The organism is Paenibacillus sp. FSL L8-0708, assembly GCF_038009325.1.
Taxonomy (GTDB): domain Bacteria; phylum Bacillota; class Bacilli; order Paenibacillales; family Paenibacillaceae; genus Paenibacillus_AQ; species Paenibacillus_AQ odorifer.
Window position 1 is genome coordinate 4,944,923 of sequence record NZ_JBBPBC010000001.1, and the last position, 24,731, is coordinate 4,969,653.

Consider the following 24,731-nt stretch of genomic DNA (forward strand, 5'->3'; position numbering starts at 1 on the left):
TTGAATTCTTATTCTATCGGTAAGTCAAAATGGACAATCGTTCCTTTGCCTAAAGTGCTGCTTATTCGCAGCTCTCCATGATGCAATTTAATGATCTGTTCCGAGATGGATAATCCCAAGCCGCTGCCCGAAGCCTGTTGATCCCCTTTGTAGAATTTTTGCCGCACATTCTCTAAATCCGTCTCAGCGATGCCTGAGCCTGTATCCTCTACAGAAATCACGACTTTCCCTGGAACCGTATGAGCGGTGATAAAGATTCGACCTGATGAACCAGTAAATTTGAGTGAATTATCAATGAGATTAATCATGACTTGCTTCACACGATTCTCGTCAGCTTGAATCACTGGCAGATGTTCTTCTATTTTTACATCTAGTGAGATGCCTTGTCGGGTCGCTCTAGGGGTAAGTTGTCTGCCGATATGCTGCAGTAGTTCTGTTAGATCCACAGATGTGAAGTGAACGGCGATTCTTCCGTTATCCAACTTGGAGAAATCCAACAATTCATCCACCATATTAGTTAACCTGTCACTTTCGGATTCAATAATATCAAGCCCATCATAAAACAGAGGTTGATTACTCACCTCACTCGCCTTTAAGGTAATTGCCCAACCTTTGATCGAGGTCAAGGGTGTTCGCAGTTCATGGGATACGGAAGCGATAAAATCATTCTTAAGCTGTTCACTCTTGGAGATTCGACTTGCCATCATATTTAACGTATCCGCCAATGAACCCAGCTCATCTTGATAGCGCTTATGCACTCTGATGCTAAAATCACCTTCGGTCATCTGGTCTGCTGCCTGCTTCAAATCTTTAATGGATCTGGTTATGGTCCAAGACAGTAATAATCCAAGTAAGGTGACAATGCCAATGACGATGATCCCCACCCCGATCAGTAAAACCGTAATCTGTTTAACTGTATGTATAGTTTCCGTTAAGGACGTGATAAATCTGACTCCCCCCACGATGTTTCCATTCGCTTGTAAAGGATAGGATACCGCGTAAATCGCTTCCTCTGTGTTAGAGTCCGCACCTTTCCAACTGCCGGGCTGCCCTTTTATTGCTGCTTGCACATCTATGTACTCAGTCATAGTAAGATCGCCTTGAAGTCCATTTGAATCCTGCAACAGCCGGCCTTCAACATTAATAATCTGTACCTGTGCATCGGAATGACTCGCAAAACCCTTCAGTAACCTATCCGATTGTTCCTCCAGATCCTGGTCCCCAAAGTATTGCTGAAAAAAAGAAGCCGATAGCTCTGCTTGATTCATCAGGGTTTCCTCTATGTTATGAAAATAATAATATCGCACAGATACATTAAGAATGATTTCAAGAATGAGCACAGTAAGACAGATGACTACAAAATAGCTTCCTACTAATCTTTTCTGAATCCCCATTCTTCAACCATCCTTTCTAAAGCGGTATCCGAGCCCCCATACCGTCTCAATCCAAAGCGGATTAGAAGGATCAACCTCAATTTTCTCTCTTAACTTACGCACATGAACATCTACCGTCTTAGGATCTCCAATATAATCCTCTCCCCAGACAAGATTCATTAATTCATTCCTAGAGAGTGCTGTATCCGGATGCTCCAGAAAGGTCTTCATCATCTGAAATTCCTTCGGAGTTAATTCAATGCTGTCATCCTGCTTAAACATCTTGTTTGCATTCAGATCCAGCCGAATCGGTCCAGCTTGAAGTATCGTTTTTTGCGGCTTGAGAGCTGATTCTGTACGGCGCAAAATCGCTTTAATACGTGCTACCAATTCTAATGGATTAAAAGGTTTAACAATGTAATCGTCAGCGCCCATTTCAAGGCCATTGATTTTGTCCATATCCTGTCCACGAGCGGTTAAGAAAATGATGATGACCCCAGCGTCTTTCTCTCTTAGCTTTCGGCATATTTCGAACCCATTAGAATCAGGCAACATGATATCCAGAACCAGAACATCTGGACGGCTCACCTCAAAGCTCTGCAAGGCTTCTTCTCCACAAGCAGCTTCACTAACCACAAACCCGTTATTCGTTAAATTTATAGATATAAAACGTCTAATATTATCGTCATCTTCCACAATAAGCACATGATTGCGATCAATAGTATCCACGATTTCCACCCCTATTACCCAGAGTCTAAACAAGTAAAAAACAAAAAAACTCTCCCGGTAAAGAGAGAGTCTTGTCTCAGATCCCTATAATTAAATCACAAGTGGATATTACTCTAAATCGCTATAGTTGTCAAAATCTAATCCAGATACACAGCCTTGCCGGTCTGCGCCGATTCATAAATAGCTTCCAATATTTGCGAAACAACAAAAGCCTGTTCAGGAGTTACAACCGGGTCCTTATCCTGTTCAATCGCTTCAATCCACTTTCTTAATTCTATATCCGGAGCACTTTCAGCTTTTCCTTCATAATAGGCAACGCCGCCTGCCCCAAGCTCAATTTTATTAGTGTACAGCTTGCTGAATTTCTCTCCGTTAATTCTAAGTCCGTCCTTCATATCTGCGCCTGCTTCCGTCCCACTTAAGCTGCATTTCGCTTCATGTACGTCTAGTGAATTCAGAGCCCAGCTCGCTTCCAGCATGATTGTTGCGCCATTCTCCATTACGACCATTCCAAAGGCTGAGTCCTCCACGGTGAACTTTTTAGGGTCCCACGGTCCCCATGCGTTGGCGGCTTCTTCTTTTTGTGAAAGTTCATGATATTTAGTGCCAAGCACGACTTTAGGTTTATAGTTATCCATCATCCAAAGGGTTAGGTCCAGCGCATGAGTTCCGATATCGATAAGCGGACCGCCGCCTTGTTTCTCTTCATCAAGAAATACTCCCCAGGTCGGTACGGCTCTCCGTCTGATGGCATGTGCTTTTGCAAAATAGATATGACCAAGCTCTCCGGACTCACAGGCTTTTTTCAAATATAAGCTGTCTTCTCTATATCGGTTGTCATATCCAATGGTCAGCTTCTTGCCTGTACGTTTCGCTGCTTCAACCATTCGTTTGGCATCTGCCGCTGTCTTAGCCATTGGTTTTTCGCACATCACATGTTTTCCGGCTTCTAGTGCAGCGATTGATATTTCCGCATGGACATCATTAGGCGTAAGCACATGAATAATATCAATGGATTGATCTTTTAATAGTTCAGTGTAATCCGTATAGACAGTAGCTTTATTATTTCCGTATTTCTCCACTGCTTCTTCAGCACGTTCTTTAATAATGTCACAAAAAGCCACGATCTCAACCTTACTTTGTCTGCTCAAGCTTGGAAGATGTTTGCCATTCGCAATACCACCACATCCAATAATCCCTACACGAAAAACCTTACTCATATCCTTCACCCTCACCTCTAATGGATTTGTTTGCTGTTTCGATAAGTTGCCGGTGTCATGCCTAACCGCTTGCGGAAGACAATATGCAAATAGGTAGCATTGGTAAACCCTTCCGACTGTGCGATTTGTTCTATCGGATAATTGCTTTCTTCAAGCTTGCGGCAGACCGCTTGCAATCGGATGTCCTCAAGCGCCCTACTGAATGATTGTTCTGCATTTACTTGCTTAAACACCCGCTGCAGCTGCCTTGAACTAATATTCAGCTTTTCCGCAACATTTTCTAAGGTAACCGTTCCTGAATAATTCGCTTCCATATATTGCATTGCGTATTGATACCGGTAAGTCAGCATATCTCTAACCGGCGCCTCCGTGCGGATCCCGCCTGAATCATACGCTCTAACGGCCTTTAATAAAATACTAATCACGAGATGCTTAATTGAAGTATAATATCCGGTCAACTTCCCATCGCATGCTTCGTACGCTTCTCGAAAACACTTCATAGCCCCGTGATAATCTTGTGCTGGGACCAAGGGTAAACACTTCAGCTTCTCCACACAGGTCTCAGCTTCCGCAACCTCCCAAAGATCAGCATCATCCCGGATCCTCTTCTTGATGTCAACATGCAGGCATAGCTCTTCCATGGATTCATCTGCGGCTGCCTCTTGACGATGCATGACACCTGGTCCGGTTAGATAGAACATTCCCTCTGACAGAGGATACTTTTGATCCCCAAGAATGACTTCTCCCTTCCCGCGCGGAATGAAATGAAACTCAAATTCAGAATGATTATGGAACTCGACTACTCTGCCCGGTGGAAAAGATGTCAAATGAAATCTAAACACTGTAATCTCGTAATGTCCCCATAGAATCGTGATATCCAATCTTTCAAGCATGTCCTGCTTCTCAAACATCATCTCATAGGGAAAGCTGCTCAACGTTAAGTCCTCCCAATCGGAATTACACAGCCTTCTTTAGCCGAGCGGTTCGCCGCCTCCATTAATCTGGTAAGCTCAACTGCCATTTCAACATTTTGAGTGGCGAGTGTATTATTTTGAATATGATCAACCCATTGATGGAAGGCGCTTTCACGATTGCTTTGCAGGGCTACTTCTTTCCAGCCTTCTTCTTTATCCGTGGATTTGTTCGTTCTAAGAAGAAGCTTATTCTCTGGTGTTCCGTAAAGCAGCGTTCCTTCAGTTCCATGCACCTCGATAGTAAACGGCGAATGACTATTCACGAAACCAGCCTCCACCACACCAATTGCTCCTGAATCCGTAAATAATGTCACTACAGCATTATCTTCCACTTCTTTACCGGTTACATACCCAAAATTAGCACTAACCCCAGTCACATCTTGATCTAAGAAAAGCTTCGCCAAATACATGGGATGACAGCCAAGATCAATCAAAGCTCCGCCTCCACATTGCTCCAAACTAAAGAAATGATTAGGAAGCCAGCTTTCCGTTGCTCCGTTATGGGATAAGCGAACTCTAACGTAAGTAATCTTGCCGAGCAGCTCCTGACTTAGAATCTCTTGAATAGTTAATGTATAGCCGTCATTTAAACGAGGCAAGGAGACCGTTAGCTTCACTTTGTTCTCGTTAACTTCTGCGATAATTGCGTTAACTTCTTTTAACGTTGGGGCAATAACTTTTTCTGTGAAAATATGTTTGCCCGCCTTGGCCGCAGCCACGATTACGTCTCTATGCATATTCGTTGGTGCATCCACGATAACGGCATCTATATCCTCTTGCGCAAGCAGATCATCCAGTGATTCAAAAAAAGGAATATTCAAGCTTTCCGCAGCTTTGTTCCCACGCTCTACGTTTTCGTCCCAAACTGCAGCTAATACGGTATCTTCATGCTCCTGAGCTTGCTTGGTATAATCCCATGCATGCACATGCCAATAGCTGAGCTTACCAATTCTAATGGTCATTTACTTGTGCCTCCCGTATATATGTTATTCTGACATCTGCTATAAAAATAACACATAATAAACAGCTTTTTTAGTAGGAAAATGCGACAAAACATATATAATATTACGACACATAAAATCCGGAGTGAAATACGATCCCTAAAAAAAGAAACCCTTGCTATAAAAGCTAAAGGTTTCTTTATACTTGGCTTAATGGGTTAGTGGCTTATTATATCCTTTGTCATCAAAGGGCTGCAGTTTCTCGAACCACTTCTTTTTCAATAGTTTAAGCTCCCAGCGCACGTCGGTTACGTCTTCTGACTCCTTCTGCTCTAACACCTCATAGCTGAAGGCTTCTGCTCCAAGTTCCTTCCAGTCCTTTTGCAGCTCTGCATTCGCAAATCTGCCCATATCTAATTGCATCTGTATAGTCATCCATTTATTCTTCAGGTTGGGATAGCTGTCAACGAATATTTTCCCGCTTCTTTTGTTTGTAATTTGAATAGCACCCATGTACGTCTTGAGCTGCTTATATTGCTCCTGAAGTTCTTTACGTTTACTTTTGTCCATTATAATTTATGATTCTCCTTTCACAGGCCATTCTGCTAAATTTCAGTACCCCATTTCTTTTAATAAACGGGACAATACCGAAAGTCGTTCTCCGATCATTTCACCATCATCACTAAGCGCCTGAGCGAACAGCTTAATATCATTATCAATCATGGGATTATCTGCACATACAGATACACTCATTGCATCTCCCTGCAGTCCAATACGATCAATCATAGGGCTCTCGGGATCATACATTTTTGGAAAACGATAGGCCTCTTGAAAATACAAACTACTTCTGCAAATCAAAATTGCCAGGTCAAGCACTCTGTGCATTGGCAGCTCTTCGGACTGTCTCGACCATTTGTCCCCTGTATGTCTCCATACCTTTGCTGAGATGTCGACCTTTCCTCTATCGTTCCATTGTGCTAATCCTAGGGACAGACCTTTTGCATCTGTGTCCCCGGCATAGCGGCCATCAACCTGCTCGTAATTTTCTGACACGACTACAGGTTTATGTTTTAGAGTTGTTGGGATTTTCATGATTAGTCACTCTCCATTTTATGATTTACTAATTTACTCATTTACTAAATTACTAATTTACTAAATATAAGATTCATATTACCCGGCAAAAGGTCATCTGTCAAACGACATTACACCCGTTTTATCCAACAAAACAAAAAATCCCTCTGCGCGCAGCAAAGGGACTGTTATTTTCATGTAAAATATATCTCTAGCTTAAATGATCATTCACATTACAAAACCAAACCATATGGACAGAATCAGGTCCCCAATAGTCTTCTACTACTTTATAAGGCTGCCCAAATTTACGTTGCCACCTGACCTGTGCACGTTTATAACCGCTGTCCAGACAAAACTGCTCTACCCCTTGCTTTTTTAGAAATATCATCATTTCCTTAATTAAGGCTGAACCCACACCTTGGCCCTGATAACTTGGCATAATGTATAGACTGCCCAATTCCCCTATTTCATCTAACTGATGATCCGTGCAGGTTTGAATATCTTCGCCACAAGGTCCAAAGGAAATCGTACCGACAACCTGCTCTTCTATTTTTGCAAGAAGGAAGTAAGGCTCCCCAGTCGTAGTATCCAGTGAAGTCATCACCATTTGCTTTTTATGATCTATTTCACTTTGGATATCGTCTTGTAAATGATCAAGCCCTTCTTTTTCAAAGGCATCTTGGATTGAAGTTTCAAAAACAGAGCATGTGGATTCAAAATCATCTGGAGAAAGCGTGCTTATGGTCATTGGATTACTCTTATTCATTGATTCGGACACCTCTTCTATTCCCGGCCGGAATTCTTAAAAACCCTGCAATAATATACTATCAGCATTCAGACTGAAAGGTTTATATTCATAGAACTACTTTACTGGAGGTCATCATGAATATATTGTCCTTTCTGATCTATTGCGTTGTCGCTACATTTACACCCGGTCCTACCAATATTGTTATTCTTTCTTCGGTGCAGCATTCCGGGGCTAAAAAATCAATGGGGTATGTATACGGATCCACGCTGGCTTTTGGCTTATTACTTATCATTTCTACTCTGCTGAACCGTATTCTAGTAGAAATCATCCCAAATATCCTGATCATTATGCAAATCATTGGGAGTTTATATATGCTCTACCTTGCTTATAAAATCTTTAAAATGGGTTCAATGGAAGACCAGCCTGACCCCAATGCCAATTTCCGCTCAGGCGTGCTTATGCAGCTTGTGAATCCTAAAGTGCTAGTATTTACACTAACGGTTATTCCCAACTACGTAATGCCATTCTATACCTCTTCGCTTGCCTTGTTTATATTTGTTATAATTATAACTGTGATCGGATTTTTTGCATTTACGACATGGGTTGTATTTGGGACAATCTTCAGAACATTTATGAAAAATCATCAAAAAGTTCTAAATACCGTGATGGCACTGTTTTTACTATACTCGGCCATTATGATATCGGGAATCCTATAAAGTCGCGGAGGTTAAGAACGTGGAGAAATTTAACTATAAAAAGTCAGCAGAGATTCTGTCCTTATCCGCCAGCCTTTCTGATTTCACCTATAAAAAACATTGCCATGAGGAATATGCACTCGGTGTGACCCTTCGTGGCATTCAGCAATATAATCTTGACGGTAGTTTGCAATCCTCTCATAAAAATGGCGTAATGTTGTTTAATCCAGAACAAACGCATGATGGCAATGCGTATGATAAAGGTGGCATTGATTATGTCATGCTTTATATTAAGCCAACCCTAATGTTAGAGATATTAAGAAAAAAAGAACTCCGCTTCGCCACTCCTATCTTATACGATGACAATTTGGCGCAGTGCATATTAGCCCTAAACCATGCCATTCAGAATGGCAAAGAGGAGTCTTTGTGCAGTGAACTGTTATTCACTCTGGTTCATTTAGTATCCAATACTGAAATAGTTACCGATCGCAGAACGAATAATAAATTTCTTAAAAAAGCAAAGGAAATGATGTACTGCAGTTTAGACCATGTGCTGAAGCTGGACGATCTCTGCACAGAGTTTGGTCTATCCAAATATCAGTTTATTCGCGAGTTTAAGACACTCACAGGAATATCACCCTATCAATTTTTCTTAAATTGCAAGGTAGAGCGTGCCAAGCAGTCCATTGAGAGAACCAAGGATATCTATGCAGCTGTTGTAGATTGCGGATTTGTGGATCTAACTCATCTGAACAGGCATTTTAAAAGCGTATTCGGAATAACCGCACATGAATACCGGTCACAGCTGTAAGATCTGCCCTCCTACCATTGTCCAGAGCACTTTGAATTCATCATCCAAGAGAACCAGGTCAGCATCCAAGCCAGAGGTAATCGTCCCCTTTTGTTGAAGTTCAAGAATATTGGCAGGTGTAGTTGAAGCCATTTGCACGGCATCTGTGAGCGAAATTCCAGTTTCGACAGTATAACGTAAGGCTTCATTCATGGTAACTGTACTGGAGGCCAGCGTGCCATCTTCCAATCGCGCTATGCCACCAGATACCGTAACCTGATGTCCTCCAAATATATAATTTCCATCCCCTAACCCCATTGCCTGTAAGGCATCTGTGATCAAGACCATTCCTTCCGGTCCTTTCATGGTATGCATCAAGCGGATAATTGCAGGATGCAGATGGACATTATCCACAATAGCTTGCAGGCTCACATGCTTCTCTTCGAAAGCGGCAACCACAATCCCCGGATCTCGATGATGGATCGGCCGCATGCCATTAAAACAATGCGTAACATGACTTGCCCCAGCGGCAAAAGCTTGTTTGGCTTCCTCATATGTGGCATCCGAATGAGCAATCGCTATCACTACTCCCTGTTCTTTCAAAAAGGAAAGAAGCTCCATGCCTCCCGGCAGCTCAGGAGCAATCGTAACCATTTTTATGAGTGATCCAGCTTCTTGGAAAATGAGCTTCATTTCCTCTAAGTTAGGATGCCGCAGATACTTTTCATTTTGCATTCCTTTTCTCTTGGGGTTTAGATAAGGTCCCTCTAAGTGAATGCCTGCGATCTTTGCTCCCACTTCATACCCAATTACACGTTTGACACTACGAATCATCTCTAAAAGATCCTCCATCGTAGAACTCACAGAGGTAGCCAGAAATGAGGTGCAACCAGATGCTGCACAAGCCTTCGATACTTCTTGAATACTCTCTTCAGTACCGTCCATCATATCAAACCCGTTAGCGCCATGAATATGCACATCTATCATTCCGGGCACTAACAAATGCCCTCCGCCATCAATCCGTTCATACCCACCCTCTGGGATGGAAATATCTCCTGAGTCTATCCTCATCACTTTTCCTTCAGAAATCCATACATTGGCCGCTGAAACTATACTATTCTGAAGCACTACTTGTACATTTTGCAAAATATAAGTCATAAACATTCTCCTCCATTCGTTATCACTCTTGATTTCGAACCTCTTCAGCTTCATCTAGGCACTCAATAACTGTGATGTTCTTCTGATCTAGAACTTCTCTGATCTCGATTGGAAGCTCTCGATTTGTAACTAAAATATCAACGAAATCAAAGTCTAGCCGATAAAAGGATTTAGCATTAAATTTGGTGTGATCCGCTACTAAAATCACTTGATCAGATCTTCGAGCCATTTCTCTTTTTACCCGCGCATCTTCTTCATAAGGATAATAGAGTCCATCAGCACAGATCGCCGATGCTCCAATAAAGGCTTTATCCGCACGAATTTCACTAAGTTTATCGATAATGGAAGAACCATATAACAAGCGGTTTTTCACATTCAAGTAACCACCAAGTACATAAATTTGCAGATCCTCGCGATGGGATAAAATCCCTACATTATCTATCGAGTGCGTGACAACCGTAATATCCTGCGCACTAATTTGTTCTGCAACAAACTGTACAGTGGTCGATACGTCTAAAATTACAGTCTCACGATCTTGGATAAGCCCGGCCGCGATCTTCCCTATTCTCTGCTTACTCTCGGATTCATCGATCAAACGATCTTGATAAGATAATAATTCTTTTTGCAATTCAGGTAACGCTAGACCGCCATGCGTCCGAACAACGACGCCCTCTTGTACTAACCTAACAATATCCCGTCGGGCAGTATCTCTTGAGACTTCAAATTGCGTACAGATATCTTGAACACTCATCGATTGGTGTTGTTTCAAATATTCGAGTATTTTTAATAATCGTTCCTCTTGATACATAATGAAATTCACCTCCTAAAGTCATCATAAGTCATTTTATAAGTATTTACAAGCATTTATAAGTTATTAATTAAGTATATATAAGTATTAATGCGTAAAAAAAGACGAAAGCCAGATGAATGTGCATCCGCTAACGCCTTTAAAATGTCTATTCTTTAGGATTCACTTCACAATGTCACTTCACATCGCGGTTCCAGCTCTTCTGTATCTTTCGAATATAAACAATTTGGCCCACATGATAAGCATTATGGGTTGTTACATTTCCGAGGACTTCCCACCATTTACTGTCTGGAAATCCTTGAACATCAGCTTCCAATTGTTCTTTCTTAATCAATTCCTGCCAGTGTAAAAGAACCTCTAAAAGTTGTTTTTGCAGCGCTTCGAACGTTTTCCCTTCTGCAACGACAAAGGTATTATTATTACTATCCACTGGAGGAACCGCCTGAACACTGGCTTCTTTATACCTTGTTTGCCAAGTTTCATTCCAGTAAAGAAGATGCTGCACAATCTCAGCAATATTATTGCTTTCTTCCGTTACCTTCCAAAAAGCTTCTTCTTCACTTAAGTCTTTAACCGCCACTTCAAGGGGCACATACCAACTCGGATCATTCGCATTGGCCAGCAACTGGTTGGCTAGAACATCATAAGCATGAAACATTCTTCCTTCCCCCATTTTCCAGATAAATTATATGCAAATCAAGTACCGCAGAATGTACGATATGGACATGCGGATTCCTCAGGAAGTGCCGAGTATTCCTCTTGTTCAGAGGAGTAGGCGTATGGGTTAGTCAAAGCTTGAAGTAACCTCTCCATCACATCGTAATCTTCCCGCTCTACCGCAGCCTCAAGCGCTTCTTCTACACGATGGTTCCGCGGAATAATCGCAGGATTGCTGCTATGCATCAGCTTCTGTGAAGAGGATTGTGATTCCTGCTGCCTGCTAAGCCGCGCCTGCCATAGCTCATTCCATTGCTTAAATTCAGGGGTGCCAAACAGATCAGCATCTTCCGTTACGCCTAAAGTTAAGGACCGAAATGTATTAGTGTAGTCAGCCCGATATTTTTGCATCAGTTCAAGGAGGGTATCAATCAGAGCAACATCCTCTAACTCTTCGTTAAAGATTCCCAGCTTCGCTCTCATTCCCGTTAGCCAATATTGATAGGACCGCTCCGAAAAATCTGAAATTGCCTCCTCAGCCAGCTTAATCGCCTGTGCCTGATCGTCAGCCAGCAATGGCAAGAGAGTCTCGGCAAATCTGGCGAGATTCCATGCGCCAATCCCGGGCTGATTGTGGTAAGCATAACGACCCTGCTGGTCTATGGAACTAAATACTGTCTCAGGATTATACACATCCATGAAGGCACATGGACCATAATCAATCGTTTCTCCGCTAAGGGCCATATTATCAGTATTCATCACTCCGTGAATAAAACCTACAAGCTGCCATTTAGCAATTAGCGCTGCTTGACGTTCCATTACTTCCCGAAGCAGAACAAGATATGGATTATCTTCCACAGGAGCTTCTGGATAATGTCTTTGCAACGTGTAATCAGCCAGAATACGCAGATCCTCCACAGTCCCCCATGCAGCAACATATTGGAAAGTTCCAACACGCAAATGACTGACAGCAATCCGGGTCAGAACCGCCCCCGGCTGTTCCGTTTCCCGAATTAGCGACTCCCCTGTAGCTACCACCGCCAAGCTGCGAGTCGTAGGAATCCCAAGTCCATGCATAGCTTCACTGATGATATATTCGCGTAACATCGGCCCAAGCGCTGCCCGGCCATCGCCACCACGAGAGTATGGGGTTCTTCCCGCACCCTTCAATTGAATATCTACACGATCACCTTGAGGGGTGATCTGTTCGCCCAGCAGCACTGCTCGACCGTCTCCCAACATGGTAAAATGTCCGAATTGATGTCCAGCATAAGCTTGCGCAAGCGACAGGGTACCTTCAGGAACTTCGTTGCCGGCAAGAATCCCAAGAACCTCCTTACTCTGTAGTGCGGTGCTGTTCAGCCCAAGAGTAGCAGCCAATGGTTCATTAAAAATAATCAGTTCCGGTTTACCCACAGGCGTTGGCTTAATCCTTGTAAACATTGATTCCGGCAGTTGAGTATAACTGTTCGCAAAATTCCAGCCTATATCTATTTTCTCTGTCATATTATCTCCTTTTTATACCCTCAGTCTCTATGCCTTTATTAACTCAGAATAAGTTATGTTAAAATTTAATGCAAATCTTCTCGCAGACCTATGTTTTTGCCGAAGTGTTACAAAGACCGCCCGGCTTCCTGCCATTTTATGCAGGGAACCCGGCGGTCTTAATTATGATGTTCTATCTTGTTTTCAACTTATTTGGAGGCTAATTCGCTACGCCTTTGGAGAGCATAATATTGAGAATGGTCTTGTCAGTATCCGCCAGCCCTTCCTGAACCAAACGCTCCATGTTGCGGATGGTATCTTCCACCTCTTCGAAAATTACACCATCCTTGGTTGTAGGAGCAATGTTGTTCATAGCCAGTGTGGCTGCCTGGATCGCCGTATTAGTGGAGGTGGAAATCTTCAGCGCACAGGTAGAATTCGCACCGTCACAGATCATGCCTGACAAAGAAGCTATCGTATTCTGTATCCCATGCTTGATCTGCTCAAGACTGCCGCCCATGAGATAAATGATCCCGCTATTTGCTCCTACTCCCCCTGCAATCCCTGAACCACATAATGGGGACAAACGCCCGATATAATGTTTGATGTGCACAGTGACCAGATTGCTCAGTGCAAGCGCCCGAGCTAGCATTTCTTCATCTTTGTCCAGCAATTCCGCCAGAGCAATAACGGGAAGCGTACAGGCGATGCCTTGATTGCCACTGCCTGCAGTTGTCATCACAGGCATTGCACTGCCATCCATTCGAGCATCTGAAGCCGCTGCGGTAGCCGCGATAATTCTGTTCGCTACATCATTGCCGAACAGATTCACCGCAGATTGCTGATTCATTTTCTTACCTACTTGCAAGCCATAATCGCCTCGCAATCCCTCATCAGAGATCGCTTTGTTCATCCGCGCCCCTTCCAAGAGAAAGCTAAGGTCTGAAAAAGGAGCGGTACAGATAAACTCGAATATCTGGTCAACTGAGCCCGCATACTCTTCCGTGTCGGAAAGACCAGGCTTGCCACAGTCGGCTTTTGAATTCCGGGGTGTTATTTTCTCCCCGTCCAGAGCTAAATATTCTATATGGGTGTGCTCTCTGGCAATAATGGCAGTCGCCGTATGATTCTGCGTAAACAATTGGGCTTCAATATATAATTTCTCAGGAGTGTCCTTTATCTCCACTTTTAGCAGCTTTCTATCCAGCAGGTCATTTGCCATCTTCAACTCAGCCTGCGTCAGACCTGACAGAATTTCCAGCTCCTTGTGAGAACGGCCGACCACCGCTCCAAGGGCTGCTGCGATGGGCAGGCCTGTCTGGCCTGTCCCGGGAATGCCCACTCCCATTGCATTTTTGATAATATTACCGCTGAGATGCAGCTGAATCCCCGTAATTTCTTCCTCGAGAAGCTCTGCCGCCAAGGAGACGGCATACGCAACTGCAATCGGCTCCGTACAGCCTTCTGCCGGCACGACTTCCTTGTGTAAAATTTCCAATAAGTTGCTCATGTATGCATTTCCCCCTTTTCTCTCGCTGTTGGACTTATTTATATATAGTAACTCAGAGAGAAGTTTCAGGGAATCCTTTTTCTTAGGAATCACTCCTGCATCCCCCTAATATAGTGTAGGAAAGAAAGGCGGGATGTACGTGAGTAAGAGGGATGAGCAAGAGCAAAGGGCGATCTTTCTAGCTGCAGTCTGCGGGCAAACCTATACACAATTTTCAAATATAGATGGAGTTTTCGTCATTCCATTAGATTATCAGCTATGTCATCCCATTGAAGCACAATCCTTCAATAATGTATGGGAACGTTTCGGCTTTATTTTGGAGTCTCCACAAGAGATTATTATCGCTTTTCGGGGAACCAGTACGACGACCAATTGGATATCCAACGTCCTCGCTTCACAGGAACGGTTCAAATATCTTAAAGAAGACTCTCTCACCCATCGTGGCTTCACCAACATTTATTCTTCAGCTCGGGACGGCATCTTCTCTGCGCTCTCCAAGCTATCTCCTGACAAGACCTTATACATTACGGGCCACAGCCTCGGTGGAGCGCTCGCCACCTTATGTACCTTAGATATTGCGGCAAATACCTCTTACACCTCACCTAACCTATATACTTATGGTTCCCCACGGGTAGGTGATCCGGACTTCGTTAATATTTTCAAACAATATGTGCGGAAGAGTTACCGGTATACCAATCTTTTTGATGTTGTAACCTACGCACCTCCACATGTCTATAAGCTCCCCAAACGGGAAAAAAAGTATTATTACAATCATGTCCATACTTTTAACTCACTGTCTTTCCAGAATGGATCTACAAGTGGTAATCACGTAATCAGCAGCTATTTCGCCGAGCTCTCCAAGCTCCAACCGGAATTCGCTCAAGAATTATGTATAACGAACCCTGGATTCTGTCCACTCGTGGCTACGAAAGCAGAAGTATAATGTGAACACAAAAAGGAGGTGCCCAACAAGCCATATGCTGGCTGTGAACTGCACCCCGTCAAGTAGACAGCACAAAAAATAAAAGTAGTTTAAGCGGCCTTAGTCCTAAATTCAATGGGACTGAGGCCGTTTAGTTTTGCCTGTAACCGTTCGTTATTGTAAAAATGAATGTAGGTATCAATATCTGTTTGGAGTTCTTCAAAGGTCTGGTAGGAATGTAAGTAGTACTTCTCACATTTCAATGTTCCCCAGAAGGATTCCATCGGCGAATTGTCAATGCAGCAGCCTACTCGGGACATGCTTTGCTTCAGTTCTACATCGTCCAGCATCTTTTTAAAATGCAGAGAGGTATACTGAAAACCACGGTCGCTATGGAGTAAGGTTCGGCTCCCCGGTGCTGCCTTCAAAGCTAATTCCAGTGTGTTAAAAACTAGCGAATTATTATTGGAATGACCCAGAACGTAAGCAACAATCGACTTGTCATACAGATCTTTTATTGCACTTAAATACGCCTTCTTGCCGTTGCCGTATTTGAATTCCGTTACATCCGTTACCCATTTTTGGTTTGGAGCTTCAGCCTCAAAATTACGGTTCAGCACATTCTCTGCAACCTGCTGAGGTGTGGAGCCTACATACTTCTTTCTCTTTCTGCGGATGACTGACTGGATGCCTTGGCATCTCATCAGCCGATACACTCGCTTTGCGTTAATAGATTTATCCATTTGTCTGCGCAAATGCAGGGTCAATTGGCGATACCCAAAGGTTCGTTCCACCTTCTCATACAAGAGGAGCATAGCCTCTGTCAGTTTCTCGTTGTCAGCCTCTCGAGAACTGGGTTTGCGATTCAACCATTTGTAATAACTTGACCGTGATATCCCTGCGATGTCACACAAAAGCCGAATGGAGCAAGACTGTTCCTGCTGAACGGCCTGAATGGCCAGGTAGATGTTCACCTGGCGAATGGTCCTTAACGCCTCCTCCTTTCGAGTTCCTCTAACTTTTTTAGAAAAGCATTCTCCGCACGCAGGCGTGCATTCTCGTATTCCAGCTTTTGCATCGCGAGTTTGTGGCGATCTGCTTCCGTAAGTTCTTCAGGCGCTTTAGTGCGTCCTCTACCGTCTCGTAACGCCTCTTCACCACCAGCTTCGTACTTCTTTACCCAGCTATATACTTGTTGGTAAGACACGTGAAAATGGCTTGCCGTCTTCGCATAGTCTTCTCTGTTCGAAAGGCAGTACAGCACGATATTTATCCGTTCCTGCCAAGTGGTTACGCGTCCTTTGGTCATAGCTTTAGTTCCTCCTGAATGAGCTGTTAAGCTGTTGCTATGACCATTATACTTCCTAATCCAGTTGGCGAGTTGGGTTGAACTTGCAATCTTATACTTGCAGATGATTTGGTTTTGCGATAATCCTCCCTCGAGATAGTCCTTAACGGCATGGAGTTTAAGTTCTGCAGAATATGTACGATTGTAGCTTCGGACTTCCAGCCCTTCGTATCCATACAATTGATAACGTTGCCGCCACTTCACTAATGAGTTTTTGGATATTCCATACTTCCGGGCCGCAGTTTTCAAACCAATGTCGCCCCGTTCAATTTCTTGGAGAATCGTTAACTTTTCCAGTGCTGTAAACTTCTTTTGTTCCATAAAAATGCTCCCCATACAGCGACAGGTTTTTATTATTTCACCTGTCTACTATATGGGGAGCATATCACTGCCGGAACACCTCTTTTCTTCGTATGATTCGAAACCATCAGCAGTCACAAAGTCACTAACGGACTCCATCGACACTAACAGCAGTATATTTCCACTTTAAGAATTCCATCGGACCCCAGGGCCACTAATGGCATAAAAAACCCGTAATATAAGTCACTTTCTAACGAATAGCTGCACTGGAGTCCGAAACGCTGCCCAAAAGGCGATTATTTAGCAATTAACATCATCTGGGTCCGATACCGGTACGAATGAAACTAGATCAGAATATAAAATAAACTAATACCACACCTAGGACTAACAGAATAAGTGAAACTATGTGCTGTTTCGTATGTTTTAGAAATTTCCAGTCGATAAACGACTGAAATCCTATTGCTACTATTATAACTACAATCCAAAACCACTTCATAACCGTACCCTCTGGGCCATCGGCAATTATTATCACAATCCCCGTAATTAATCCCACAAGTGCAAGTATAAGCTTCCCTTTTATATTAAGCTCATAACCGTCTTCAGGAAGTTTTTCTTTATCCGGGCCAACAATCCATATCCTTAGAAATAGGTTAGAAAAAGCAAGTATTATAAGTATAAGTCCAATTTTCACTTTCGTTCACCTCCACTCTTATATAGAATTCATTCGTATTTATTTCTGATCATTAGTTCTTTGATTTCTTTTAACTCATTTAATATTTCTTTTGATAGTTGTGTACTTCTAGAGTTATCGATGCCTACTTTAATCACAAATATTCCAAGCAACAAATAGATGATTAGCATTACGATGATCCCCAATTTACTTTCACTCCTCTTATTTTTGTATATTTCATTAAAGATATAGTTAGCATTAGATTAATATTATTCCCATGATACCATAATAAGGATATCTAATTAACACTCAGGAGCTTGCCGTTGGCTTGACAAATGATCAGTATATTCGATAAAATATACTATATCTTGATAATCGAGATAATTGATATGCGAGACTTTTTTTCTATGCGGGAACGCGATTAATCTTAACTGAAAAGAGGGAACACAATGGCAGTACTTATTCTATACGCTACAAAATCTGGAGCAACAGAACAATGTGCAAAAGTATTATCAGAAGAGCTACCTCAGAGCAAAATTTGCAATATCGAACTAGAAAAGCCAGATATCGAGGCATTTGATAGCATTATTTTAGGAGCAGGAGTAAGAGATGAAAAAATATATAAAGCCATTCGTGACTTTATCAAAAAAAATAAAGATGAGTTACTGACTAAGAAGATGGGCTACTACATTTGCAACGAGAAACCTAAGAAAACCGAAGAATTAATAGAGAAAAATTTCCCTGATGATCTGAAAGAAGCTGCGATTTGTATTGAATCTTTTGGAGGTTATAAGGCCTATAAGGCTCCAAAGGAAGGTACTGATCAGCTCAAAGGGATACTGGTAGATAAAATAAGAGAATTCTCACAAAATTTCAAATAAAAAATCCTGTTACCAAGACGAAAATCTTGATAACAGGATTCTTTTTTTATATACGTTTATTGCGCCTTGAGGGTCACTTCAAACTTCGCACCGACATCACCTACAAATACAATTTTGCCGTTGCTAGGAAGTTTGACTTGTTTAAGACCGCTAATGGTGAAGTAATTCACACATACACCATTCTCATCATAGACGGCAAAGGAACTTTTGGTTGGCAGCTCTACTGTCATTATCTTACCTGTTGCCGTTTCAGGAACTCCATACCATCTAGCATATCCATCTGATTGGATAGTTACCATAGATTGCGGGCCTGCATAAATAGGTTTAACCGCATCTTGATGTATAAACAATTGATTGCCAATCTTTAAATACTCCACACCATTTTTCTCTTCAAAAATAAGATCCGCAAGATCGCGCCCAGCGATGGTTGGGATTTGCACGGTCATTTCTGCTTTATTAGGTCCTGTTATTTTATTCGAGCCCATATAACCAGGTGCGTCAGGGAACATAGCGATTCCAGCTACCGGCATACTCATGTAATATTGGGAGCTGTACTTCTCGCTGACATCAAAATACAATTTCCCTTGGCGCTGCTGCCATGCAGTAGTGACCTCTTGAGATAGGGCATTAGGTTCAAGCTTCTCAGCTGCATATTGGGTAACGGCAGTTTCACCAAGTCCTGGAATCACCCCATACCCTTGACTCCAAAGATAGATACGGCCATTGCTCTCCTTCACAAAGCTAACTTTACTTGTACCCTCTGCATCTAAAAATTCTCCGTTCGAATTATAGGAAAATTTCTGCGCCGGCATTGTAGGAGCTATAATTGAAGATATACTCAATTCCCCAGTTTTACTAACCTCTATCTTCATCAGTTGCGTAGAATCACCATAGACACCCGCATAGTTTAGCAATTCTTGCGGCATATCCTCTTTGTTCGAAGTTTTAAATGTAGGTGTAGCTTTCAGTTCCTTAATAACTCCCTTTTCCTGTAAAGCGCTGAGTAAAATTTCGTTGGCAAGCATCTGGTCCGTTGTACTTGATCCGCCAGAAGATATTACTGCTGCTGCCATCCGCTGCTCGGGCAGTACAACTAATGAGGTATGATACAGACCTGTATCTCCACCCTTTGTCAAAGCCTTGATTTCGTACTGATTAAATGGATATAAGTTCACACTGTCCCAGCCTAATCCATAAGCTAACGAATTATCGGCTCCTTTAGGCCATATTCCACGCTTATATTCCTCTTGTTCCATCGCTTTTACAGACTTTTCTGACAAAATGCCAGTCGATTGGCCTGTAAAAATAGTTGCAAAACGCACCAAATCCTCAGCAGTGGAATAAATACCACCTGTTCCAATCACGTTAATGGTTTCTTTGGGTAAAGCTGCTAAGTAGGTAGCATTATAGACACTAGCCAGCTGAGAAGAAGCTACAGAATCTACAGGCGTTTTCGTATGTTCAAGCCCTAGAGGTTCTGTGAAATTTTGATGAATGAATGTGGTAAAGTCCGTGCCACTGACCTTTTCAACAATCAACTCAGCCAACGTAAATCCATCATTACAATATACTGAGTAGGCGCCTGGATCGGCCTTCAGACGTTGTGTTGACAAAGTCTCTAGCAAACTATCTTTTGCAATAGGATCGGAATCATTAAATAAGAAAGAATTGGATAAGTTCGAGCCAGCAAGACCTGATGAATGATTCAACAGCATCCGTACAGTGATTTGCTTATAACGAGAATCTTCCATCGTAAAATTATTCAAATAAGATACGACTGAACCGTCCAAATCTACTTTTCCTTGCTCAACGAGCTTCATAATAGAAGCTGTTGTATACATTTTACTCGTCGAGCCAATACCATACATCGTTGTGACGCTTGGTGCTGTCTTACTCTCCACATGGCTAAATCCAGATTGACCGCTCACAACGATATTATCGCCATCAATAAGAGCATATTGGAGACTAGTCGTCCCCAGCTTCTCCGTTAAGAACGCCGCCTTCTCTGCTGCCACTTTCTGAGTGTTCACATACGTTTGCCCTTTGCTGCTATCCGCTGCTAAAACACTAGTAGGGACATACACCAATAGAAGCAATGCAACTAATAAGGATGCCAAATTTTTCTTCATACATAACCTCCCGATATGAAATCGTCATCCTTTAAAGGATAATTTATCCATGGAGTAATGTAAAGGAAGTTTATACTATTGGGATTATATATCTAATCTACTATTTCTACTTTATCTCCGATTCGAATTTCCCCTGTTTTGATTACAGAGGCATAGACTCCGAAATGCAAATCAAACTCTTTATGTAATTTTTTCAAAAGCACTGGGTCCTTCTGGAGACTATCCGGGTCCATCGTAATCACAACACATCTCTCACAAAAACTATCTACCTGTAGCTGTACATCCCCAATGTTGAGCCGGCGTCCAATCCAATCTCCTTCAAAAAGAGAATCATCATTCAGCGCGATAACAAAATTCCCGCGAAAACGCCGTTGATCCAAGGAATGCCCCCAGGTTGCCTCCAGTTTTTTTAAGCTGGCATCCGTAATGAGTAGAATACTAGCGCCATCCACGGATAGGAGCTGCGGATGTTCTGGCTGTGGATGTGCAGCTTTTAGACCAGACATAGTGATTGGAGTTTTGGTTTGGCTTTGGATTTCTTCCAATAGATTATCATCCCATCCAAAGGTTCGCCCGTCTGATGCCGTTACATGGATTTGTCCATCTATAAATTGCGCTTGATAGGTAAGCATATTCGGTATATTTCTAGCGGTGATATATCTTCGCCAGCCCTCTTTTGACTCATCGTAAAAGGAGCAAAAACGGTCACCAAGCATTCCATACGGTTCAATCATACAGCTTTCTAATTTTTCACCCGCAAATGACTTGACCGGGTAACGATTAATTCCTTGAATTTCACCAACAACTGATAACATAATACAACGCCTCCACTTGTCTTAAAATGCAACGTATCTTCCTATTCTACCTGATTTTATTTAACTGTTGTATGAATATCTAATAACCCAGAAATTTTATATGTTTTATTGAGTTATATGTTTTATACTATGACTGTTAGACATATTGCATTTTGAAATAACACTCACTCCCCCATAAAGAAGAGAGGTAACCTGCTGTGCGGACAAATGATTTTCAAGGTTTTGACTTTGTTTTTACTCAAGCCGTGATGGGTATGGCCCTTATTTCGCTTGATGGAACGTTCCTAAAACTGAATTCAGCATTATGCGACCTCTTGGGGTATGATGAAACCGAATTAACGACACCCTCTCCAACCGTCCGTACCCTACTAGATCAGATTCATAAATTCAATTCATTAGGAAGCTCTCTTCCATCTACGAGTACTGATCCGCAGAGACTCGAAGTAGATTATTTCCATCCCACCGGACGCCGGTTATCTTTAAAGGTCTCCATATCTATCCTTCTGGATGACAATGGTCAACCCATATATTATTTTACTCAATTCGAGAATAAAACCCTGATCAGGGAAATGGAGACTCAGCTTCAGGTTGTGAATTCCCATCTACTTGAAAAAGAGAGCTCTTTTCTACAGCTGCTGGAGGAACTGCCTCAGCCCGTGCTTATCACTAGGGGAGGGATTGTTCTGTATGCAAATTCGGCAGGTTTACAATTAATCCATGCGGAAAGCCTAGATCAAGTGCTTGGTCTATCGACTATGGATATTGTAGACTACTCTAATTATGAAATTCTCTCAGAACGAAGAAAGAAATTCAACACTGATAGAACAACAGGTTCTGTCTGCTACCTGATTAATTGTTTAAATAACCAGCAGAAATATGTGGATGGGATTACATTGCCGATCATTTATGAAGGAAACGAAGCCTTCATTGGCATATTCAAAGATATATCCGAGCAAGTATTGGAAGATGAACGACTGATACAGTCCGAGAAATTATCCACAGCAGGACAGTTAGCAGCTGGAATCGCTCATGAAATACGGAATCCTCTTACAGCCATTAATGGCTTTATGAAGCTACTGCGCTCTTCCGAGCGGATGAATGATAAATATATTTCCATTATTGAGTCAGAATTGAAACGCATCGAGTTCATCGTCAACGAACTGCTTGTCTTATCTAAACCCCAAACCACTCATATTAGTAAACCAGTGGATTTATTGTCTTTGCTGGAACAAGTCACCACACTAATGAATGGACAAGCTGCCCTAAAAAATCTCAAGATCCTCCCTGTCTGTACTGATCATTCCATTTGGATCAATGGTGAGGCTTATCAGCTTAAGCAGGTATTTATTAACTTACTTAAAAATGCGATGGAAGCAATGAATCATGGGGGAAACATCTATATTCATGTGCAAACCTATGACAGAGAAGCCCGAATCAGTGTGCAGGATGAAGGCTGTGGGATGACAGAGGAACAGATCAATGCCCTCGGCAAACCATTTTATACGACCAAAGAAACAGGAACAGGCTTAGGTTATATGATCACACAAAATATTATACATAATCATGGCGGAGCGATCTCTGTAGAAAGTATTCTGGAGCAAGGAACAACTTTTACTGTGAGTATTCCAACGATCATTACACCTGAGGAACCTATCATGTAGAAGATGAGGTATCGCAACATCATGCAAGAATGCCCCTAATTTTCACATTATAATGGTTATACATAATTGGAAAAGAAGGTGCAGCAATGACTCGTGAAGTTCGAACAGTAGTTTTCGATCGTGACTTAAAATTTGAGGCCTATCGATTTGAAGGTATTATGCAGAAGTTTCCCAACCATTTTCATGACTATTATGTCATAGGTTTTATTGAACAAGGAAAGAGACATCTGCTATGTAACCAAGAAGAGCATATTCTTAACAGCGGAGATGTGGTCATCTTTAATCCGGCGGATCCCCATGCCTGTGAACAGATAGACGGGAGGATGCTTGACTATCGCTGCATCAATATTCAGCCGGAAGTCATGCGTGAGTATGTGCTAGAAATTACCGGCATAGACTACTTACCGCGGTTCACACACAATGTTCTCTACCAAAGTGAACTGTCGAGCCCTTTACACGATCTGCACCAAATGATATTAGAGGATCAATCCGATTTTCAAAAAGAAGAATTGTTTCTATTTCTCTTGGAGCAGCTTCTGAGAGAATACACGGAGACAGAAACCCTCTGTCCCGCTCAAGAGCCTACTTCTGAAATTAAAATCATTTGCGAATACATAGAGTTACATTATACGCAGAACATTACGCTGAACCAGCTAAGTGAATTGAGCGGCTTAAGTAAATATCACTTGCTGCGTTTATTTACCAGACAGAAAGGAATATCACCTTACCGTTACTTGGAAACTATTCGCATCAACCACGCCAAAAAGCTTTTAGAACAAGGAATATTGCCAATAGAAGTGGCCTCTCTAACCGGTTTCAGTGATCAGAGCCATTTCACAAATTTTTTCAAAAGACTTATAGGCTTAACCCCTAAGCAATATATGCGTATATTTGTTCAACAAACGGGAGTAAAGTCATCAATGGAACTTACGAAATGATAGATCAACGCAAGATTAACACAGGACATCTGCTGGCATTGCTTACGATTTTAATCTGGGGAACCACCTTTATCTCCACAAAAATACTGTTAAAAGACTTTACGCCTGTGGAAATTCTGTTCTTCCGTTTTCTTATTGGGTACTTTGTACTGTTACTGATCTATTCACGTCCAATCCGAACTACATCCTTTAAAGAGGAATTACTCTTTATCTCAGCAGGTCTTTGTGGAGTCACGTTATATTTTCTTATAGAAAATATTGCCCTAGTCTATACCCTTGCATCCAATGTAGGTGTGATTGTCTCCATCGCTCCATTTTTCACGGCGGTTATCGCTCACTTTTTTTTAGAAGAAGAGAAATTTCATAGGCAGTTTTTTATAGGATTTTTGATAGCCTTGGCAGGAATTATATTAATTGGGCTGAACGGGAGTTATCTTCTCCAACTGAACCCCATCGGTGACTTGCTGGCATTGCTGGCACCTGTGGTTTGGGCAATATATTCAGTGTTGATGCGAAAAATAAGCCTACTAAAGATTCATACTATAGGGGCTACCCGCAGAGTATTTTTCTATGGTCTGCTGTTTATGCTGCCTCCTCTGTTTCTGTTTGATTTCCAGCTGGGTCTGAGTAGATTCAAAGAGATTTCAAATGTAGCTCACCTGCTTTTCTTAGGTCTGGGTGCCTCGGCACTGTGTTTTTTGACTTGGAATAAAGCTGTAGGGATTCTAGGGGCTGTAAAAACAAGTGTATACATCTATATTGTGCCTGTAATTACAGTGGCAGCTTCTGCCCTTGTTCTGAATGAAAAGATCACCTGGGCGATCCTGACGGGAACTTTTTTAACGCTCACCGGTTCATATATTTCCGAACGCAAACCTAAATAACCACACCATCTTTAACATTTAATA

24 protein-coding genes are annotated in these 24,731 nt (G+C 42.2%); 7 read left to right on the forward strand and 17 right to left on the reverse strand.

Annotation, left to right across the window (positions count from 1 at the left end; translation table 11 throughout):
• Positions 1-8 precede the first annotated feature (8 nt).
• From NYE58_RS23635 to NYE58_RS23670, 8 genes are all read right to left on the reverse strand, one after another.
• On the reverse strand, positions 9-1,394 hold the full coding sequence (locus NYE58_RS23635; protein WP_341003145.1) for a sensor histidine kinase: 1,386 nt from the start codon (positions 1,392-1,394) through the stop codon (positions 9-11).
• A gap of 3 nt (positions 1,395-1,397) precedes the next feature.
• Positions 1,398-2,102, reverse strand: coding sequence for a response regulator transcription factor (locus tag NYE58_RS23640; protein WP_076127275.1), 705 nt, complete (start codon positions 2,100-2,102; stop codon positions 1,398-1,400).
• Positions 2,103-2,239: 137 nt separating this feature from the next.
• Positions 2,240-3,322 (reverse strand): Gfo/Idh/MocA family protein, encoded by a 1,083-nt coding sequence (locus NYE58_RS23645; RefSeq protein ID WP_341003146.1) that lies wholly within the window; start codon positions 3,320-3,322, stop codon positions 2,240-2,242.
• A 17-nt stretch (positions 3,323-3,339) separates the two neighbouring features.
• Positions 3,340-4,257 carry an AraC family transcriptional regulator gene (locus tag NYE58_RS23650; RefSeq protein WP_248548564.1) on the reverse strand — a complete coding sequence of 306 codons (918 nt, stop codon included), beginning with the start codon at positions 4,255-4,257 and terminating at the stop codon, positions 3,340-3,342.
• Between the two features lie 2 nt (positions 4,258-4,259).
• Positions 4,260-5,258: a Gfo/Idh/MocA family protein gene (locus NYE58_RS23655; RefSeq protein ID WP_076190676.1), complete on the reverse strand. Its 999-nt coding sequence runs from the start codon at positions 5,256-5,258 to the stop codon at positions 4,260-4,262.
• A gap of 189 nt (positions 5,259-5,447) precedes the next feature.
• The gene (locus NYE58_RS23660) at positions 5,448-5,807 is read right to left on the reverse strand and encodes a GIY-YIG nuclease family protein (protein WP_038572157.1); all 360 of its coding nucleotides are present in this window, start codon (positions 5,805-5,807) and stop codon (positions 5,448-5,450) included.
• Between the two features lie 42 nt (positions 5,808-5,849).
• Positions 5,850-6,329 (reverse strand): DUF6530 family protein, encoded by a 480-nt coding sequence (locus NYE58_RS23665; RefSeq protein ID WP_038572158.1) that lies wholly within the window; start codon positions 6,327-6,329, stop codon positions 5,850-5,852.
• Positions 6,330-6,519: 190 nt separating this feature from the next.
• Positions 6,520-7,074, reverse strand: coding sequence for a GNAT family N-acetyltransferase (locus tag NYE58_RS23670; protein WP_076218421.1), 555 nt, complete (start codon positions 7,072-7,074; stop codon positions 6,520-6,522).
• A 116-nt stretch (positions 7,075-7,190) separates the two neighbouring features.
• Here NYE58_RS23670 and NYE58_RS23675 point away from each other — a divergent pair, with 116 nt between their 5' ends.
• On the forward strand, positions 7,191-7,772 hold the full coding sequence (locus tag NYE58_RS23675) for a LysE family translocator (protein WP_341003147.1): 582 nt from the start codon (positions 7,191-7,193) through the stop codon (positions 7,770-7,772).
• 19 nt (positions 7,773-7,791) lie between these two features.
• Positions 7,792-8,562 (forward strand): AraC family transcriptional regulator, encoded by a 771-nt coding sequence (locus NYE58_RS23680; RefSeq protein WP_341003148.1) that lies wholly within the window; start codon positions 7,792-7,794, stop codon positions 8,560-8,562.
• Here NYE58_RS23680 and nagA read toward each other — a convergent pair.
• The 5 genes from nagA to NYE58_RS23705 all read right to left on the reverse strand — a co-directional run bounded on the left by nagA (position 8,551) and on the right by NYE58_RS23705 (position 14,159).
• Complete coding sequence (nagA, locus tag NYE58_RS23685) at positions 8,551-9,699, reverse strand: N-acetylglucosamine-6-phosphate deacetylase (protein WP_076276127.1); 1,149 nt, start codon at positions 9,697-9,699, stop codon at positions 8,551-8,553. The two genes, NYE58_RS23680 and nagA, sit on opposite strands and share 12 nt — an antisense overlap.
• A 22-nt stretch (positions 9,700-9,721) precedes the next feature.
• Positions 9,722-10,507 (reverse strand): DeoR/GlpR family DNA-binding transcription regulator, encoded by a 786-nt coding sequence (locus NYE58_RS23690; RefSeq protein ID WP_076276126.1) that lies wholly within the window; start codon positions 10,505-10,507, stop codon positions 9,722-9,724.
• A 175-nt stretch (positions 10,508-10,682) separates the two neighbouring features.
• The gene (locus NYE58_RS23695) at positions 10,683-11,165 is read right to left on the reverse strand and encodes a DinB family protein (protein ID WP_076276125.1); all 483 of its coding nucleotides are present in this window, start codon (positions 11,163-11,165) and stop codon (positions 10,683-10,685) included.
• A gap of 38 nt (positions 11,166-11,203) precedes the next feature.
• Positions 11,204-12,670 carry a protein adenylyltransferase SelO gene (locus NYE58_RS23700; RefSeq protein ID WP_341003149.1) on the reverse strand — a complete coding sequence of 489 codons (1,467 nt, stop codon included), beginning with the start codon at positions 12,668-12,670 and terminating at the stop codon, positions 11,204-11,206.
• A gap of 199 nt (positions 12,671-12,869) precedes the next feature.
• Positions 12,870-14,159 (reverse strand): L-cysteine desulfidase family protein, encoded by a 1,290-nt coding sequence (locus NYE58_RS23705; RefSeq protein WP_341003150.1) that lies wholly within the window; start codon positions 14,157-14,159, stop codon positions 12,870-12,872.
• Between the two features lie 133 nt (positions 14,160-14,292).
• Between NYE58_RS23705 and NYE58_RS23710 the strand changes: the two genes are divergently transcribed.
• Positions 14,293-15,102 carry a lipase family protein gene (locus NYE58_RS23710; RefSeq protein WP_341003151.1) on the forward strand — a complete coding sequence of 270 codons (810 nt, stop codon included), beginning with the start codon at positions 14,293-14,295 and terminating at the stop codon, positions 15,100-15,102.
• A gap of 89 nt (positions 15,103-15,191) precedes the next feature.
• On the opposite strand, the gene NYE58_RS23715 is transcribed toward NYE58_RS23710, so the two are convergent.
• Positions 15,192-16,750, reverse strand: a protein-coding gene (locus tag NYE58_RS23715) for an IS3 family transposase (protein ID WP_341001598.1) whose coding sequence is annotated in 2 segments (ribosomal slippage) — positions 15,192-16,117 and positions 16,117-16,750 — 1,560 coding nt in all. Because the reading frame shifts where the segments join, the coding sequence is not laid out codon by codon here.
• A gap of 328 nt (positions 16,751-17,078) precedes the next feature.
• The gene (locus NYE58_RS23720) at positions 17,079-17,420 is read right to left on the reverse strand and encodes a DUF4181 domain-containing protein (protein WP_076127294.1); all 342 of its coding nucleotides are present in this window, start codon (positions 17,418-17,420) and stop codon (positions 17,079-17,081) included.
• Positions 17,421-17,848: 428 nt separating this feature from the next.
• On the opposite strand from NYE58_RS23720, the gene NYE58_RS23725 reads away from it, so the two are divergent.
• A complete protein-coding gene (locus tag NYE58_RS23725) occupies positions 17,849-18,280 on the forward strand; it encodes a flavodoxin domain-containing protein (protein WP_076182970.1) in 432 nt (143 codons plus the stop codon).
• Between the two features lie 56 nt (positions 18,281-18,336).
• Here the strand turns inward: NYE58_RS23725 and NYE58_RS23730 are convergent, their stop codons facing one another.
• Positions 18,337-20,409: a serine hydrolase domain-containing protein gene (locus NYE58_RS23730; RefSeq protein ID WP_341003152.1), complete on the reverse strand. Its 2,073-nt coding sequence runs from the start codon at positions 20,407-20,409 to the stop codon at positions 18,337-18,339.
• A 92-nt stretch (positions 20,410-20,501) separates the two neighbouring features.
• Complete coding sequence (locus tag NYE58_RS23735) at positions 20,502-21,224, reverse strand: MOSC domain-containing protein (protein ID WP_076276121.1); 723 nt, start codon at positions 21,222-21,224, stop codon at positions 20,502-20,504.
• Between the two features lie 197 nt (positions 21,225-21,421).
• Here NYE58_RS23735 and NYE58_RS23740 point away from each other — a divergent pair, with 197 nt between their 5' ends.
• From NYE58_RS23740 to NYE58_RS23750, 3 genes are all read left to right on the forward strand, one after another.
• Positions 21,422-22,885: an ATP-binding protein gene (locus NYE58_RS23740; protein WP_256721832.1), complete on the forward strand. Its 1,464-nt coding sequence runs from the start codon at positions 21,422-21,424 to the stop codon at positions 22,883-22,885.
• 86 nt (positions 22,886-22,971) lie between these two features.
• Positions 22,972-23,823, forward strand: coding sequence for an AraC family transcriptional regulator (locus NYE58_RS23745; RefSeq protein ID WP_341003153.1), 852 nt, complete (start codon positions 22,972-22,974; stop codon positions 23,821-23,823).
• Positions 23,823-24,707: a DMT family transporter gene (locus tag NYE58_RS23750; protein ID WP_341004293.1), complete on the forward strand. Its 885-nt coding sequence runs from the start codon at positions 23,823-23,825 to the stop codon at positions 24,705-24,707. The genes NYE58_RS23745 and NYE58_RS23750 overlap by 1 nt, the downstream gene beginning before the upstream one ends.
• The last annotated feature ends 24 nt before the right edge of the window (positions 24,708-24,731 follow it).

Coding starts and splice junctions, on each gene's coding strand:
- NYE58_RS23660 (WP_038572157.1), bottom strand. CDS start 5,807: ATGGACAAAAGTAAACGTAAAGAACTTCAGGAGCAATATAAGCAGCTC.
- NYE58_RS23710 (WP_341003151.1), top strand. CDS start 14,293: ATGTACGTGAGTAAGAGGGATGAGCAAGAGCAAAGGGCGATCTTTCTA.
- NYE58_RS23705 (WP_341003150.1), bottom strand. CDS start 14,159: ATGAGCAACTTATTGGAAATTTTACACAAGGAAGTCGTGCCGGCAGAA.
- NYE58_RS23725 (WP_076182970.1), top strand. CDS start 17,849: ATGGCAGTACTTATTCTATACGCTACAAAATCTGGAGCAACAGAACAA.
- NYE58_RS23665 (WP_038572158.1), bottom strand. CDS start 6,329: ATGAAAATCCCAACAACTCTAAAACATAAACCTGTAGTCGTGTCAGAA.
- NYE58_RS23735 (WP_076276121.1), bottom strand. CDS start 21,224: ATGTTATCAGTTGTTGGTGAAATTCAAGGAATTAATCGTTACCCGGTC.
- NYE58_RS23645 (WP_341003146.1), bottom strand. CDS start 3,322: ATGAGTAAGGTTTTTCGTGTAGGGATTATTGGATGTGGTGGTATTGCG.
- nagA (WP_076276127.1), bottom strand. CDS start 9,699: ATGACTTATATTTTGCAAAATGTACAAGTAGTGCTTCAGAATAGTATA.
- NYE58_RS23745 (WP_341003153.1), top strand. CDS start 22,972: ATGACTCGTGAAGTTCGAACAGTAGTTTTCGATCGTGACTTAAAATTT.
- NYE58_RS23695 (WP_076276125.1), bottom strand. CDS start 11,165: ATGTTTCATGCTTATGATGTTCTAGCCAACCAGTTGCTGGCCAATGCG.
- NYE58_RS23675 (WP_341003147.1), top strand. CDS start 7,191: ATGAATATATTGTCCTTTCTGATCTATTGCGTTGTCGCTACATTTACA.
- NYE58_RS23670 (WP_076218421.1), bottom strand. CDS start 7,074: ATGAATAAGAGTAATCCAATGACCATAAGCACGCTTTCTCCAGATGAT.
- NYE58_RS23635 (WP_341003145.1), bottom strand. CDS start 1,394: ATGGGGATTCAGAAAAGATTAGTAGGAAGCTATTTTGTAGTCATCTGT.
- NYE58_RS23690 (WP_076276126.1), bottom strand. CDS start 10,507: ATGTATCAAGAGGAACGATTATTAAAAATACTCGAATATTTGAAACAA.
- NYE58_RS23730 (WP_341003152.1), bottom strand. CDS start 20,409: ATGAAGAAAAATTTGGCATCCTTATTAGTTGCATTGCTTCTATTGGTG.
- NYE58_RS23655 (WP_076190676.1), bottom strand. CDS start 5,258: ATGACCATTAGAATTGGTAAGCTCAGCTATTGGCATGTGCATGCATGG.
- NYE58_RS23700 (WP_341003149.1), bottom strand. CDS start 12,670: ATGACAGAGAAAATAGATATAGGCTGGAATTTTGCGAACAGTTATACT.